The sequence below is a fragment of the Streptomyces sp. NPDC006739 genome, assembly GCF_042869815.1.
Classification (GTDB): domain Bacteria; phylum Actinomycetota; class Actinomycetes; order Streptomycetales; family Streptomycetaceae; genus Streptomyces.
Genome location: NZ_JBIAGM010000001.1, coordinates 526,344 through 538,808 on the forward strand (window position 1 = coordinate 526,344; position 12,465 = coordinate 538,808).

At 72.3% G+C, this 12,465-nt stretch carries 11 protein-coding genes; 3 read left to right on the forward strand and 8 right to left on the reverse strand.

All coding sequences use genetic code 11. The features are described from left to right. Window positions 1–103: 103 nt before the first annotated feature. Both ACFYMM_RS02445 and ACFYMM_RS02450 read right to left on the reverse strand, forming a co-directional pair. Window positions 104–577 carry a DUF3017 domain-containing protein gene (locus ACFYMM_RS02445; protein WP_388383001.1) on the reverse strand — a complete coding sequence of 158 codons (474 nt, stop codon included), beginning with the start codon at window positions 575–577 and terminating at the stop codon, window positions 104–106. After that, window positions 567–1,421 carry a bifunctional methylenetetrahydrofolate dehydrogenase/methenyltetrahydrofolate cyclohydrolase gene (locus ACFYMM_RS02450; protein ID WP_388383003.1) on the reverse strand — a complete coding sequence of 285 codons (855 nt, stop codon included), beginning with the start codon at window positions 1,419–1,421 and terminating at the stop codon, window positions 567–569. The genes ACFYMM_RS02445 and ACFYMM_RS02450 overlap by 11 nt, the downstream gene beginning before the upstream one ends. A gap of 241 nt (window positions 1,422–1,662) precedes the next feature. On the opposite strand from ACFYMM_RS02450, the gene ACFYMM_RS02455 reads away from it, so the two are divergent. Beyond that, complete coding sequence (locus ACFYMM_RS02455) at window positions 1,663–2,232, forward strand: RDD family protein (protein ID WP_388383005.1); 570 nt, start codon at window positions 1,663–1,665, stop codon at window positions 2,230–2,232. Window positions 2,233–2,355: 123 nt separating this feature from the next. Here ACFYMM_RS02455 and purH read toward each other — a convergent pair whose 3' ends face one another. Beyond that, a complete protein-coding gene (purH, locus tag ACFYMM_RS02460; protein ID WP_388383007.1) occupies window positions 2,356–3,927 on the reverse strand; it encodes a bifunctional phosphoribosylaminoimidazolecarboxamide formyltransferase/IMP cyclohydrolase in 1,572 nt (523 codons plus the stop codon). Continuing rightward, a complete protein-coding gene (gene purN / locus ACFYMM_RS02465) occupies window positions 3,924–4,553 on the reverse strand; it encodes a phosphoribosylglycinamide formyltransferase (protein WP_388383009.1) in 630 nt (209 codons plus the stop codon). The genes purH and purN overlap by 4 nt, the downstream gene beginning before the upstream one ends. A gap of 284 nt (window positions 4,554–4,837) precedes the next feature. On the opposite strand from purN, the gene ACFYMM_RS02470 reads away from it, so the two are divergent. Beyond that, a complete protein-coding gene (locus tag ACFYMM_RS02470) occupies window positions 4,838–5,596 on the forward strand; it encodes a hypothetical protein (RefSeq protein WP_388383011.1) in 759 nt (252 codons plus the stop codon). Window positions 5,597–5,630: 34 nt separating this feature from the next. Here ACFYMM_RS02470 and ACFYMM_RS02475 read toward each other — a convergent pair whose 3' ends face one another. Further along, on the reverse strand, window positions 5,631–7,193 hold the full coding sequence (locus ACFYMM_RS02475; protein ID WP_388383013.1) for a DUF6350 family protein: 1,563 nt from the start codon (window positions 7,191–7,193) through the stop codon (window positions 5,631–5,633). Between ACFYMM_RS02475 and ACFYMM_RS02480 the strand changes: the two genes are divergently transcribed. Continuing rightward, on the forward strand, window positions 7,137–8,258 hold the full coding sequence (locus ACFYMM_RS02480; protein WP_388383015.1) for an RNA polymerase sigma factor: 1,122 nt from the start codon (window positions 7,137–7,139) through the stop codon (window positions 8,256–8,258). The genes ACFYMM_RS02475 and ACFYMM_RS02480 overlap by 57 nt on opposite strands. A gap of 108 nt (window positions 8,259–8,366) precedes the next feature. Here ACFYMM_RS02480 and sucD read toward each other — a convergent pair whose 3' ends face one another. From sucD to ACFYMM_RS02495, 3 genes are all read right to left on the reverse strand, one after another. Further along, window positions 8,367–9,251, reverse strand: a complete 885-nt coding sequence (gene sucD / locus ACFYMM_RS02485; protein WP_388383017.1) for a succinate--CoA ligase subunit alpha — start codon at window positions 9,249–9,251, stop codon at window positions 8,367–8,369. 28 nt (window positions 9,252–9,279) lie between these two features. Beyond that, window positions 9,280–10,458, reverse strand: coding sequence for an ADP-forming succinate--CoA ligase subunit beta (sucC, locus tag ACFYMM_RS02490; protein ID WP_388383019.1), 1,179 nt, complete (start codon window positions 10,456–10,458; stop codon window positions 9,280–9,282). Window positions 10,459–10,884: 426 nt separating this feature from the next. After that, window positions 10,885–12,459, reverse strand: a complete 1,575-nt coding sequence (locus ACFYMM_RS02495) for a hypothetical protein (protein WP_388383021.1) — start codon at window positions 12,457–12,459, stop codon at window positions 10,885–10,887. Window positions 12,460–12,465: the final 6 nt, after the last annotated feature.

Here is a 12,465-nt window from a genome sequence, read left to right on the forward strand (position 1 = left end):
GAGGACAACGGCCACCACACGGGAGGTCGGGTGGTCGTCGTCCTCGGCGACAGCGGAGGGCGGGGGCGGAGGGCGGAGGGCGGAGGGTCGCTTCCGCGCGGGCTCACTTCCTCATCGTGAAGTGGAGCGTGTCCTTCAGGAACGGGATCTCCAGCCATGGCTTGGGCTGGGCCATCATCGCCAGCAGCACGATCACCAGGCCCAGGACGCCGTAGGTGACGATGTCCGTGAACCGGGAGCGCACCGCGAGCATGCCGACGCTCGGCAGCATCCAGCGCAGGACCGCGCCGGCCAGCAGGGCGGCGCCGATCAGCAGGGTGCCGTAGCGGAAGACGTCGAGGGCGGTGAGCAGCAGGCCGAGTCCGACCGACGCCAGCACGACGAGCAACGGCCACTGCCGGGCGGGCGCCGGGGCGTCCCGGGACGCGGCCCGGCCGCCGCCCTCGGGTCGGGCGGTGTCCCGGGTGAACAGCGGGAAGCGGCGGGTGACGCGCCTCGGGCGCCCCTCGGCGTCCGGGGCGCTGATCGCGTCGCGGGCGGTCGGTTCGGTGGTGGTGCCGTCGTCCTCAACCGGCACTGCGCTCCGCCGCCTCGACCACGTTGACGAGCAGCTGGGCACGGGTCATCGGGCCCACGCCGCCCGGGTTCGGGGAGATCCAGGCGGCCACCTCGGCGACCCCGGGGTGGACATCGCCGACGATCTTGCCTTCGGCGTTGCGGGAGACACCGACGTCCAGGACGGCGGCGCCCGGCTTGACGTCCTCGGGCCGGATGAGATGTCCGACTCCGGCGGCCGCGATGACGATGTCCGCGCGCTTGAGGTGCGCCGACAGGTCGCGGGTGCCGGTGTGGCACTGGGTCACGGTGGCGTTCTCGCTGCGCCGGGTGAGCAGCAGCGGCATCGGGCGGCCGATGGTGACACCGCGGCCGACGACCACGACCTCGGCGCCCTTGATCTCGACGCCGTGGCGGCGCAGCAGGGTGAGGATGCCGTTGGGGGTGCAGGGCAGCGGGGCGGGCTCGTTGAGGACCAGGCGGCCGAGGTTCATCGGGTGCAGGCCGTCCGCGTCCTTGGCCGGGTCCATCAGCTCCAGGATGCGGTTCTCGTCGATGCCCCTGGGCAGCGGCAGCTGGACGATGTAGCCGGTGCAGGCTGGGTCCTCGTTCAGCTCGCGTACGACCGCCTCGATCTCCTCCTGGGTGGCGGTGCCCGGCAGTTCGCGCTGGATGGAGGCGATGCCGACCTGCGCGCAGTCGCGGTGCTTGCCGGCGACGTACTTCTGGCTGCCGGGGTCGTCCCCGACCAGGATCGTGCCGAGGCCGGGCGTGACGCCCTTCTCCTTCAGCGCCGCGACGCGGGCGGTCAGATCGGACTTGATCGCGGCTGCGGTGGCCTTGCCATCGAGAATCTGGGCGGTCATGGTTCCATCCTCGCGGATGACCGGCTCCGGGTTCCAATCCGGGTACCCCGTAATGTCCGCTCATGATCAAGGATGTTGCACTTGTACAACGCCTCTCGAATGTGGCTGGACAAGTACATGTCCAGCCACAACGATGAGCGACGCAGTATCGCGGTCCGGTTGGGGGGGCAAACCGCTCAGTTCTTGACGATCCTCCGTGCCTTCCGCGTCGTCCCCGCAGTGTCAACGGAGGAATCCAGCCATGAGTTTCGGCGCTCCCAACAACCCTTATGGCCAGCCGCAGGACCCGCAGCAGGGTTACGGCCAGCCGCAGCAGCCCGGCTACCAGCAGGCCCCGCAGGGCGTGCCGCCGCAGCAGGGCTACGGCTACCCGCAGCAGCCCGGCTACCCCGGTTACCCGCAGCAGGCCGGCTACGGCGTCCAGCCGTCGTACGCGAACTGGGGGCAGCGTTTCCTCGGCACCCTGGTCGACGGCCTGGTCTTCCTGGTGCCGTACATCCTGGTCATCGTCGGCAAGAACAACGCGGCGCTCATGGGGGTCGGCGCCATCGCGCTGATCGCGCTGGCGATCTGGCAGCTGATCCAGGAGGGCCGCACCGGTCAGACGGTCGGCAAGAAGGCGATGGGCATCCGCCTGGTCAAGGAGGCCACCGGCGAGCCGCTCGGCGTCGGCATGGCGTTCGTGCGCCGTCTCGCCCACTTCCTCGACAGCCTCGCCTGCTACCTCGGCTGGCTGTGGCCGGCGTGGGACAGCAAGCGTCAGACGTTCGCCGACAAGGTCTGCGGCTCGATCGTGATCCGCACCAAGTGAGCGAGCGCACCGGTGGACCGGTGAGCCACTGACCGGCTGACCGGCTGACCGCCGAGGGCCGTGTCCCGCCCCCTTCGAGGGGAGGGACACGGCCCTCGGCGTCTGCCGGCGCTGTTCCCGCGCTCAGTGGAAGAAGTGGCGCGTCCCCGTGAAGTACATGGTCACGCCGGCCTTCTTGGCGGCCTCGACGACCGCGTCGTCACGGATGGAGCCACCGGGCTGGACGATCGCCCGGACACCCGCGCCGATGAGGATCTCCGGGCCGTCGGGGAACGGGAAGAACGCGTCCGAGGCGGCGAAGGAGCCGCGCGCCCGCTCCTCCCCGGCCCGCTCGACGGCCAGCTTGCAGGAGTCGACCCGGTTGACCTGGCCCATGCCGACGCCGACCGAGGCCCCGTCCTTGGCCAGCAGGATGGCGTTCGACTTCACCGCGCGGCACGCCTTCCAGGCGAAGGCGAGTTCCCTCAGCTCCTGCGCGCTCAGCGCCTCGCCGCTCGCGAGCGTCCAGCCCGCCGGGTCGTCGCCGTCGGCCTGCAGACGGTCGGTCTCCTGCAGCAGCACGCCGCCGTCGATGGCCTTGACCTCGACCGCGCCCCCGGGACCGTTCGGGGCCTTGAGCACCCGGAGGTTCTTCTTCTTGGTCAGCGCCTCGAGGGCACCGTCCTCGTAGTCGGGCGCGACGATGACCTCGGTGAAGATCTCCGCGACCTGCTCGGCCAGCTCCTTGCTGACCGGCCGGTTCACCGCGATCACACCGCCGTACGCGGACACCGGGTCGCAGGCGTGCGCCTTGCGGTGCGCCTCGGCGACGTCCGCGCCGATCGCGATGCCGCACGGGTTGGCGTGCTTGATGATCGCGACGCAGGGCTCGTCGTGGTCGTACGCGGCACGGCGGGCGGCGTCCGTGTCCGTGTAGTTGTTGTACGACATCTCCTTGCCGTGCAGCTGCTCGGCCTCGGCGAGACCGGCACGGCTGCCGTCGACGTAGAGGGCGGCGGGCTGGTGCGGGTTCTCGCCGTAGCGCAGGGTGTGCGCGCGCTCCCAGGTGGCGCCGAGGAAGTCGGGGAACCGGGACTCGTCGACGGGCGCGTAGGAACTGGCGAACCAGCTCGCCACCGCCACGTCGTACGCGGCCGTGTGCTGGAAGGCCTCGGCGGCCAGCCGCTTGCGGGTGGTGAGGTCGAAGCCGCCGGCCTGGACGGCGGCGAGGACGTCGGCGTAGCGCTCGGGGCTGGTCACCACGGCGACGGACGGGTGGTTCTTGGCGGCGGCGCGGACCATCGACGGACCGCCGATGTCGATCTGCTCCACGCACTCGTCGTCCGAGGCCCCGGAGGCGACGGTCTCCCGGAACGGGTACAGGTTCACGACGACCAGGTCGAACGGCTCCACACCCAGTTCGGCGAGCTGCTCCCGGTGGCTGTCCAGCCGCAGGTCGGCGAGGATGCCCGCGTGCACCCTCGGGTGCAGCGTCTTCACCCGGCCGTCCAGGCACTCGGGGAAGCCGGTCAACTCCTCGACCTTGGTGACGGGCACGCCGGCGGCGGCGATCCGGCCGGCCGTGGACCCGGTGGAGACCAGCTCCACACCGGCCTCGTGCAGTCCGCGCGCGAGGTCTTCCAGGCCGGTCTTGTCGTAGACGCTGACGAGCGCCCGGCGAATGGGCCGCTTGGTGCTCTCGGCGGTGGCGGTCACTGGATAACTACCTTTCGTCCCTCAATGCGATAGCCGTTGCGGGCGAGCCGCCCCACGACCTCGACGAGCAGCCTTCGCTCGACTTCCTTGATGCGCTCGTGCAGAGCGCTCTCGTCGTCCTCGTCCCGGACCTCGACCACGCCCTGGGCGATGATCGGCCCGGTGTCGACGCCGTCGTCGACGAAGTGGACGGTGCAGCCGGTGACCTTGGCGCCGTACGCGAGCGCGTCACGGACGCCGTGGGCCCCGGGAAAACTGGGCAGCAGAGCCGGGTGGGTGTTCACGAACCGCCCGCCGAACCGTGCGAGGAACTCCTTGCCGACGATCTTCATGAACCCGGCGGAGACCACGAGGTCGGGCTCGTGCGCGGCCACGGCCTCGGCGAGGGCGGCATCCCACTCCTGCCGGGTGGCGTGGTCCTTGACCTTGCACACGAAGGTGGGGAGCCCGGCGCGCTCGGCGCGGGCGAGCCCCTCGACGCCCTCCCGGTCCGCGCCGACGGCCACGATCCGGGCGCCGTAGGCCTCGGCGCCGGCCCGGTCGATCTCGTCCAGCAGCGCCTGCAGATTGGTGCCGGATCCGGAGACCAGCACGACGAGGCGCTTGGCCACGGGCTTGGCGGCCACGGTGGGGCCCTTTCTCGGGGAAGCGGTTGGTGCGGGCGGCTTGGCTTGTTCATTCATACGAATGCATCGCGCCCCCGGATACGGGGAAGTCTACGAAGCGGCCGACCGTCAGCAACGATACCGGCACTCCTCAAGGCCCCCTCGGGACGGGGGCGTGGCCGGAAGGTAGCGTTCGGGGGGAATCGAGAACGAGCAGCCTTGGGAACGCGGTCGTCGTGCGGCGCGTTCACGGGGTGGAAGCTCATGTCGGCAGACGTATTCACCTAGGGGAAGACGCTCTTTTGATGCCCGATCGCAGCCTGCGACTCCTCACGGTCCCCCCGCTCCCGGCGCTGGGAGGGGAGCGTGGTGCCGTGCTGCTGCGGGAGCGGCCGGCCTCGCCGCCCGAGGCGCCCCAGGGCGGCCGGGACGGCGAGGGGGGCGGCGGTGAGCAGGAGGACGACAACCCGTTCGCGCCGCCGCCGGAGGGCACCCCCGACCGGCCCTGGCAGCCCAGGCGGCCCGCTCAGGGTTCTCCCTGGGGCAGCCAGTGGAGCGACCGCCAGCCCGGCCGTTCCCCGGGCGGCTTCGGCGACCGTCCGGGCGGTGGCCCCGAGGGCGGGCCCGGCGGCCAGGGTCCAGGACAGGGACCGGGACAGGGGCCGGGCATGCGCTGGGACCCGACGGATCCGGTACAGCGCCGGGCGCGGTACGCGCTGCTGTGCGGGATGTGGGCCTTCTTCTTCGTCCTCTTCGGCTGGACGTACGTGGCGCTGCTGCTGGGCACGCTGGCCGTGTACTGGGGCATCAGCACCCTGCGCGCCAAGCCCCGCCCGCCCGAGCCGGACCCCCAGGGCAACCGCCCGCAGACCACGGCGGCCATCAGCGGCCTGGTCACCGGGGTCGTGGCCCTCGCCCTGGTGGCCGCGACCTTCACCGCGCAGCTGGTGTACCGGGACTACTACACCTGCGTGGGCGACTCCCTGACCAACGAGGCGAGACACTCCTGCGACCAGCTGCTGCCGCAGCAGCTTCGGGGGGTCCTGGGGGTCGGGAACAGCTGAGACCGCCCGGGCCTGCGTGGGCCGCCCGAGCCGGTCAGGCGGGTGGTAGTTCGGACGGCGGTGCGGGGGCGGCGGACGGCTCCGGTGCGGAGATGACGGGTGGGACGGCGGGCTCCGGCGCGGGCTCCGGCGTTTCCGGCGGGGCCGGGGGAGCCGGAGTCGCGGTGGCCTGGTCCGACGAGTCGGGGGAAGCCGGCGCCTTCTTCACGGCGGTACCGCCGGTTTCGCCGGACAGGGTGTCGTGCCAGTCCGGAGTGACCGGAGCGTCGGAGGGGAGCAGGTCGTAGGCCTCCTCGCCGTAGGGCTCCCGGTCCCCGGTGTGGTCCGGGTCGTATGCCTGGGGCGGGGCGTACGACGACTGAGCTCGGACCTGCTCCAGCTTCTCCCTGTCCTGCTTCTGCTGCCCTTGGTTCCGCCTCTCCTGTGGGAGCGGCGCCGGGGTGGAACGTTTGCGCGCCCAGACCCGGAACAGCCGTACCACCAGCGCCACCGGGACTCCCACCACCGCGATCCAGGCTCCGGCCGCACCCCCCGCCTGCCACCACACCGGACCGAACCGGGCCAGCGCGGCCACGCCCATCGGTCCGCCCGACAGTGCCGCGAGCAGGGCGACCACCGCCGCGCACCCCAGCGCCGCCAGGCCGACCACCCCCACGGTCCGCGCCGCCGACCACGGCTGACGGGCCCGTACCGCACGGCCCACCACGAACCACGCCACCGTCACCCCCGCCACCACCGGCACCGCGCCGGTCGCCCACTGCAACGGCGTCCCGACGCCCGCGTCCGGCACCGCCGCCAGCAGCGGGAACGGCGGCAGCAACGGCGCGGGGCGTGAGGCGAGCGGGTGCACCGCGTGTCCGGCGCCGAGGGCGAAGCCGGGGCCGAGGGCGTACGACGCCGACCACACCGCCGCGTTGGGGACCAGCGCGATCCCCAGCAGCAGTACGGCGATCCGGCCCGTCCAGCCCTCCGTCAGCTGGAGGAAGGAGACCCGCGCCGCCTCCCCGTGCCACACCAGTGACACCGCGAGCAGCAGCGCCCCGCCGCCGACGAGCACCGCCGTCCCGGCACCGGCCGCCCGGACGGCCGTAGCCGTGCGGGCCTGGGCCTCGCGTCCGCGCACCAGGCCCCGCAGGCCTCCCGGCAGCACCAGCAGCGCGTCGAACACCGGGTCGCGCGGACGGCCGTACGCCGTCCACACCCCGGCGCCCGCCGCGCTCGTGGCGATCAGCGGCAGGCACACCGTCACCCAGCCCCAGCAGGGCCGCAGTTCATGGCCGGAGCAGTACACGGCGGCCGCGCAGCCGACGGCGAGGTAGCCGAGGACGGTGCCCGTCCACGCCGTGCGCGCCGCGATGGGGGGCGGTCCGTCGGCATCGGTGGGCGCGTCCACCGCGTCCCGCGCTCCCCGGTACAGCAGCCAGACCGGCAGGGCGAGCAGCAGCAGCGGCGTGACGCCCACCGGCATGGGGGCGCCGGAGAGCGTGTCGGTGCGGGTCAGTTGCACGCCGTGGGCCAGCAGCCACAGCGCGGCCGCGACATGCAGCGCGCCCCCGGGCCCGCTGTCCGGGTAAGGGGAGCTGACCCACAGGCACATCACGAGTACGGCGAAGCAGCCGATGCCGAGTCCGGCCGCCACCGCGCCGTTCAGGAGGCACCCGGACAGGCCGGGCGAGCCGTCCCGGAGCCAGGCGAGCAGGACGGGCAACGACGGTCGGCGCACGGTCATCTGGATCACGACCGCCATGCTCCCAACGACACGCGCTTTCCCGTCGTAACAGGCGAACCTCCGAAGTGTCGCCCAATATATGTTTATGTGCTTTTTCCTCTGGAGGGATGTCCGGTGACAGCGGATCAGGCGGAGACCGCCCTGACACCCGCTCAGGCCTTCGACGCCCTGTACGCGTTCTGCGCGCCCGCGCTGGTGCGGCAGACCTATCTGCTGACCGGGCGACGGGAGCTGGCCAGGGAGGCCGTGGAGCGGGCCTTCCAACTCGCCTGGCAGCGCTGGCCGGAGGTGGCCCGGGACCGGGATCCGGCCGGTTGGGTGCGGGCGCTGGCGTACGAGTGCGCCCTCTCCCCCTGGCACCGTTTCCGCCCGCGCCACCGGCACCCCGATCCACCGCCCGCCGACCCGGCGGACCGTGCCCTGCTGCACGCGCTGCTCAGGCTCCCGCCGTCCTACCGTCGCACGCTTGTTCTGTACGACGGTGTGGGCCTCGACCTGCCGGAGACGGCGGCGGAGACGGAGGCGAGCACCCCGGCCGCGGCCAACCGGCTGACCCGGGCCCGGCGGGCGGTCGCCGCGCACGTCCCCGAGCTGGCCGACCCGGACGCGCTCCACCGGCGGCTGGCCGAACTGGCCTCGACGGAGCACCCACGCGCGGCCGGGCCCCCGGTGGTGCGGACCCGGGGCGAGCGCCGCAACGTGTTCTGGACCCGCGCCGCCATCGCCTTCACGGTCGCCATCGCCGGGGCGACGACGCTCACGCTCAGGACGGCGCCCACGCACTACGAGCGTCCGCCGTCGCCGCCGCAGGCGGTGCTGGGGGTGCCGCCCAGGGCGGTGCAGGGGCCGCTGTCGCAGAACGAGCTGGCGCTGCGGGCGAAGCTGAGGCGGGAGGCCGCGAACGGACCCGAGCGGCTGGTGCCGATGCCGTGACGGGCATACGGGTGACGGACATATGCGTGACGGACATATGCGTGACGGACATACGGAAGGGCCCGCACCCCCCGTGAGGTGCGGGCCCTTCCGACTGTGCCGGGGGTGTCAGCCGGCCAGGATCTCGCGAGCCAGCTTCGCCGTCTCGGTGGGCGTCTTGCCGACCTTGACGCCCGCGGCCTCCAGGGCCTCCTTCTTCGCCTGGGCGGTGCCCGACGAACCGGAGACGATGGCGCCGGCGTGGCCCATGGTCTTGCCCTCGGGCGCGGTGAAGCCCGCGACGTAACCGACGACCGGCTTGGTCACGTTCTTCGCGATGAAGTCCGCGGCCCGCTCCTCGGCGTCGCCGCCGATCTCGCCGATCATGACGATCAGGTCGGTCTCGGGGTCGGCCTCGAACGCGGCGAGCGCGTCGATGTGCGTGGTGCCGATGATCGGGTCGCCACCGATGCCGACGGCGGTCGAGAAGCCGATGTCCCGCAGCTCGTACATCATCTGGTACGTCAGCGTGCCGGACTTCGAGACCAGGCCGATGCGGCCCGGCTTGGTGATGTCGCCCGGGATGATGCCGACGTTGGACTGGCCCGGGGTGATGATGCCGGGGCAGTTCGGGCCGATGATGCGGGTCTTGTTGCCCTTCTTGCCGGCGTACGCCCAGAAGGACGCCGTGTCGTGCACGGCGATGCCCTCGGTGATCACGACGGCCAGCGGGATCTCGGCGTCGATGGCCTCGACGACCGCGTCCTTGGTGAACTTCTCCGGCACGAAGATGACCGAGACGTTGGCGCCGGTCTTCTCGATGGCCTCCTTGACGGTGCCGAAGACGGGTACCTCGGTGCCGTCGAAGTCCACGGTCTGACCCGCCTTGCGCGGGTTCACGCCGCCCACGACCGTGGTGCCGTCGCCGAGCATGAGCTTGGTGTGCTTCATGCCGGTGGCGCCGGTCATGCCCTGGACGATGACCTTGCTGTCCTTGTTGAGCCAGATAGCCATGGTGTTTTGGTGTCCTCGTCCTGAGTGCTTACTTGGCGGCGGCCAGCTCGGCGGCCTTGTCGGCCGCGCCGTCCATGGTGTCGACGCGCTGCACCAGCGGGTGGTTGGCGTCGGTGAGGATCTTGCGGCCCAGCTCGGCGTTGTTGCCGTCGAGACGGACGACGAGCGGCTTCTCGACCTTCTCGCCGCGGTCCTCCAGGAGCTTCAGGGCCTGCACGATGCCGTTGGCGACCTCGTCGCAGGCGGTGATGCCACCGAAGACGTTGACGAAGACGGACTTGACGTCCGGGTCGCCCAGGATGATCTCCAGGCCGTTCGCCATCACCTGGGCGGAGGCGCCGCCGCCGATGTCCAGGAAGTTGGCGGGCTTGACGTTGCCGTGCTTCTCACCGGCGTACGCGACGACGTCCAGGGTGCTCATGACGAGACCCGCGCCGTTGCCGATGATGCCGACCTCGCCGTCGAGCTTGACGTAGTTGAGGCCCTTCGCCTTGGCGGCCGCCTCGAGCGGGTTGGCGGCGTCCTTGTCGTGCAGTTCCTCGTACTCGGGGTGACGGAACTCGGCGTTCTCGTCCAGCGACACCTTGCCGTCGAGGGCGATGACCTCACCGGAGGCGACCTTCGCGAGGGGGTTGACCTCGACGAGGAGGGCGTCCGACTTGATGAAGGTGTCCCAGAGCCTGACGAGGACGTTCGCGACCTTGTCCGCGACCTCGGCCGGGAACTTGGCGGCCTCGACGATCTCGCGGGCCTTGGCCTCGTCCACACCGTCGATCGCGTCGATCGCGATCTTGGCGACGGCCTCCGGACGGGTGGCCGCCACCTCCTCGATCTCCATACCGCCCTCGACGGAGGCGATGGAGAGGAAGGTGCGGTTGGCGCGGTCGAGGAGGAAGGAGACGTAGTACTCCTCGACGATCTCCGGAGCGGTCTCGGCGATCATGACCTTGTGGACCGTGTGGCCCTTGATGTCCATGCCGAGGATGTCCGTCGCACGGGCGACGGCCTCGTCCGCGGAGGCGGCCAGCTTGACGCCACCGGCCTTGCCACGACCACCGACCTTCACCTGCGCCTTGACGACGGACTTGCCGCCCAGACGCTCGGTGATCTCGCGCGCCGCCTCAGGCGTGTCGATGACTTCACCGGCCAGCACCGGTACATCGTGCTTGGCGAAGAGGTCCCTCGCCTGGTACTCGAACAGGTCCACGCGCTTCCGTCCCTATCAGTGATCTCGCGGTTCGTTGGATGCGTGGGCGTGCCGCGAAGGGCAACGTGACGTCCGCTATGTCACAAGGGAAGCGCACACGGTGTCCGAGCGCGCGGCATGTCCGTCTCGCAGGTTATCTCTGCTTGCGGGGGGCCTCTAAATCGCGGGGTCACACCTGAGCGGTGATACCTGTCACATGATGCCGGGTTCCCTGGCACGGCGTGCCGTCTTCCTGGGGATGTGCGAGGCCTCACCGGGCTGGGGTTGACCCGGTGAGGCCTCTGGAGCGCCCCCCTCGCGAGGGGGGCAGGGACGGTTGATCCCCACCCCAATGGGGATCACCCGCCCCGGTCCGCGAAGCCCCGGCCGGACGAACCGACGGCATTCGGCCGTCCGGGTCCGGTCACCTCGCGGAGTCGTGTGAGGTCAGACGCCGTACGTGTGGACGACGGCGGTGTCGCCCAGGTGCGGATACCCCGGAGTGGCCGCCCCGGCCACCCCCTCGACGCCGACGACCGTGTGCCCGGCCAGTGACCCACCGGCCGCCTGGACGGTCCCGTCCAGGCCCTGCGCGAAGAATCCGGCGTGCCGTGCGACGGGGGCCGCGTCCCCGACGACCGCACCCGCGAAGGGCTGACCATGCTCGGCGACCCCGTAGGCGAACGCCGCCGCGCTTCCGCCCACGGGCCGAACCGTCTCACCGACCGTCCGCACGGCCTCCGTGACCCCGGCCGCGAACGGCGACACGTCAGCGGTCACACCATGGGCGAAGCCGACGGCCTGCCCGGCGAACGGGGCGACATCGGCAGCGACCCCCGCGGCGAAGGGGTGGACGTCGTCCGTCACGCCGTGGGCGAGAGTGCCCGCGTCCCTCGTGGCCTGGGCGGCGACCGGTACCGCACCGTGCACGGCGGTCGCCGCCACCGGCGGCAGCACGGCGTCCGTGGAGCCCTGGGCGATCTCGGCGGCCAGGCCGGTGGCGCAGGGCGGTACGTCCGCGACGGCCCCGCCGACGACCGGCCGGACGTCGGTCACGGCGCCCTCGGCGACGCCCCGGACGCCGGCGACGGCGTGCCCGGCGGCCGGTGCGACACCCGCTGCGGCCTGGCCGGCGATTGGGATCGCGCCGTGCACAGCGCCGGCCGCCACCGGCGGAACGGCGGCTGCCGTCGCGCCGGCGACGACGGGAGCCAGCGTGCCCGGCACCGCCTGCACCGTGCCCACGACCCGCTGCTCGGTCCCGCCGACCGTGCCGACCGTGCTGGTGAGGTGCGCGGGAACGGCGGAGACGGTCGCCCCGGCGGCACCCGTCACCTCCGTGGCCCCACCGCGTACCGCGCCGGCGGCGCCCACGGTCCTGCCCTGCGCCCCCGCGACCGTCTGCCGGGCGGTGGTCCGTACGGCACTCCGGACGCCCTGGGCGGCCTGAATCCTGCTCTGGGCCGCGGCCAGCGCCTGCTCCACCTCGGGGGCGAAGGAGGCGAGCGGTCCGAAGAGGTAGTCGATGTCGTCGCGGGGGGCCGTGGGGATGCCGGGCGCGGGCGGGTGGGACACGGTCCGCGTGGCCTTGGCGGTCGCCCGGTGGGCGGCCCGGGCCGCCACTGCCTCGGCCTGCGTCTTGGCGGCACGGGCCGCGTGCGCGCCCTCGATGGCCTGCGCACCCCTGACCCGGGCCGCCACCGAGACCTTGGCGTCGACATAGCGGCGGGCGGGGTCGGTGTGGACGGCGGTGCCGGTGTGCCGCGTCCCGGGGGCGACCTCGGCCGTCGCCCCGGCCGCCGTGTCCGCGACCGTCGAGGTGGCGGTGCCGGTGACGCCGGAGACGGTGTCCCGCACATCGGAGACGACACCGTTCACAGTGCCGGCGAGGGTGCCGGTGGCGTCCGGCGTGGAGAGCGAGGAGGCGGGCAGCTCATCGGCGCTGGCTACGGCCGAGCCGAGCGCCCACGCGCCGGAGACACCGGCGGCTATCACGATCGAGCGACGGATGTTCTTGTTCATGCGTGC

Coding starts and splice junctions, on each gene's coding strand:
- ACFYMM_RS02450 (WP_388383003.1), bottom strand. CDS start 1,421: ATGACCGCCCAGATTCTCGATGGCAAGGCCACCGCAGCCGCGATCAAG.
- ACFYMM_RS02455 (WP_388383005.1), top strand. CDS start 1,663: ATGAGTTTCGGCGCTCCCAACAACCCTTATGGCCAGCCGCAGGACCCG.
- ACFYMM_RS02470 (WP_388383011.1), top strand. CDS start 4,838: ATGCCCGATCGCAGCCTGCGACTCCTCACGGTCCCCCCGCTCCCGGCG.
- ACFYMM_RS02480 (WP_388383015.1), top strand. CDS start 7,137: ATGCAGCGCGCCCCCGGGCCCGCTGTCCGGGTAAGGGGAGCTGACCCA.
- ACFYMM_RS02475 (WP_388383013.1), bottom strand. CDS start 7,193: ATGTGCCTGTGGGTCAGCTCCCCTTACCCGGACAGCGGGCCCGGGGGC.
- sucD (WP_388383017.1), bottom strand. CDS start 9,251: ATGGCTATCTGGCTCAACAAGGACAGCAAGGTCATCGTCCAGGGCATG.
- ACFYMM_RS02495 (WP_388383021.1), bottom strand. CDS start 12,459: ATGAACAAGAACATCCGTCGCTCGATCGTGATAGCCGCCGGTGTCTCC.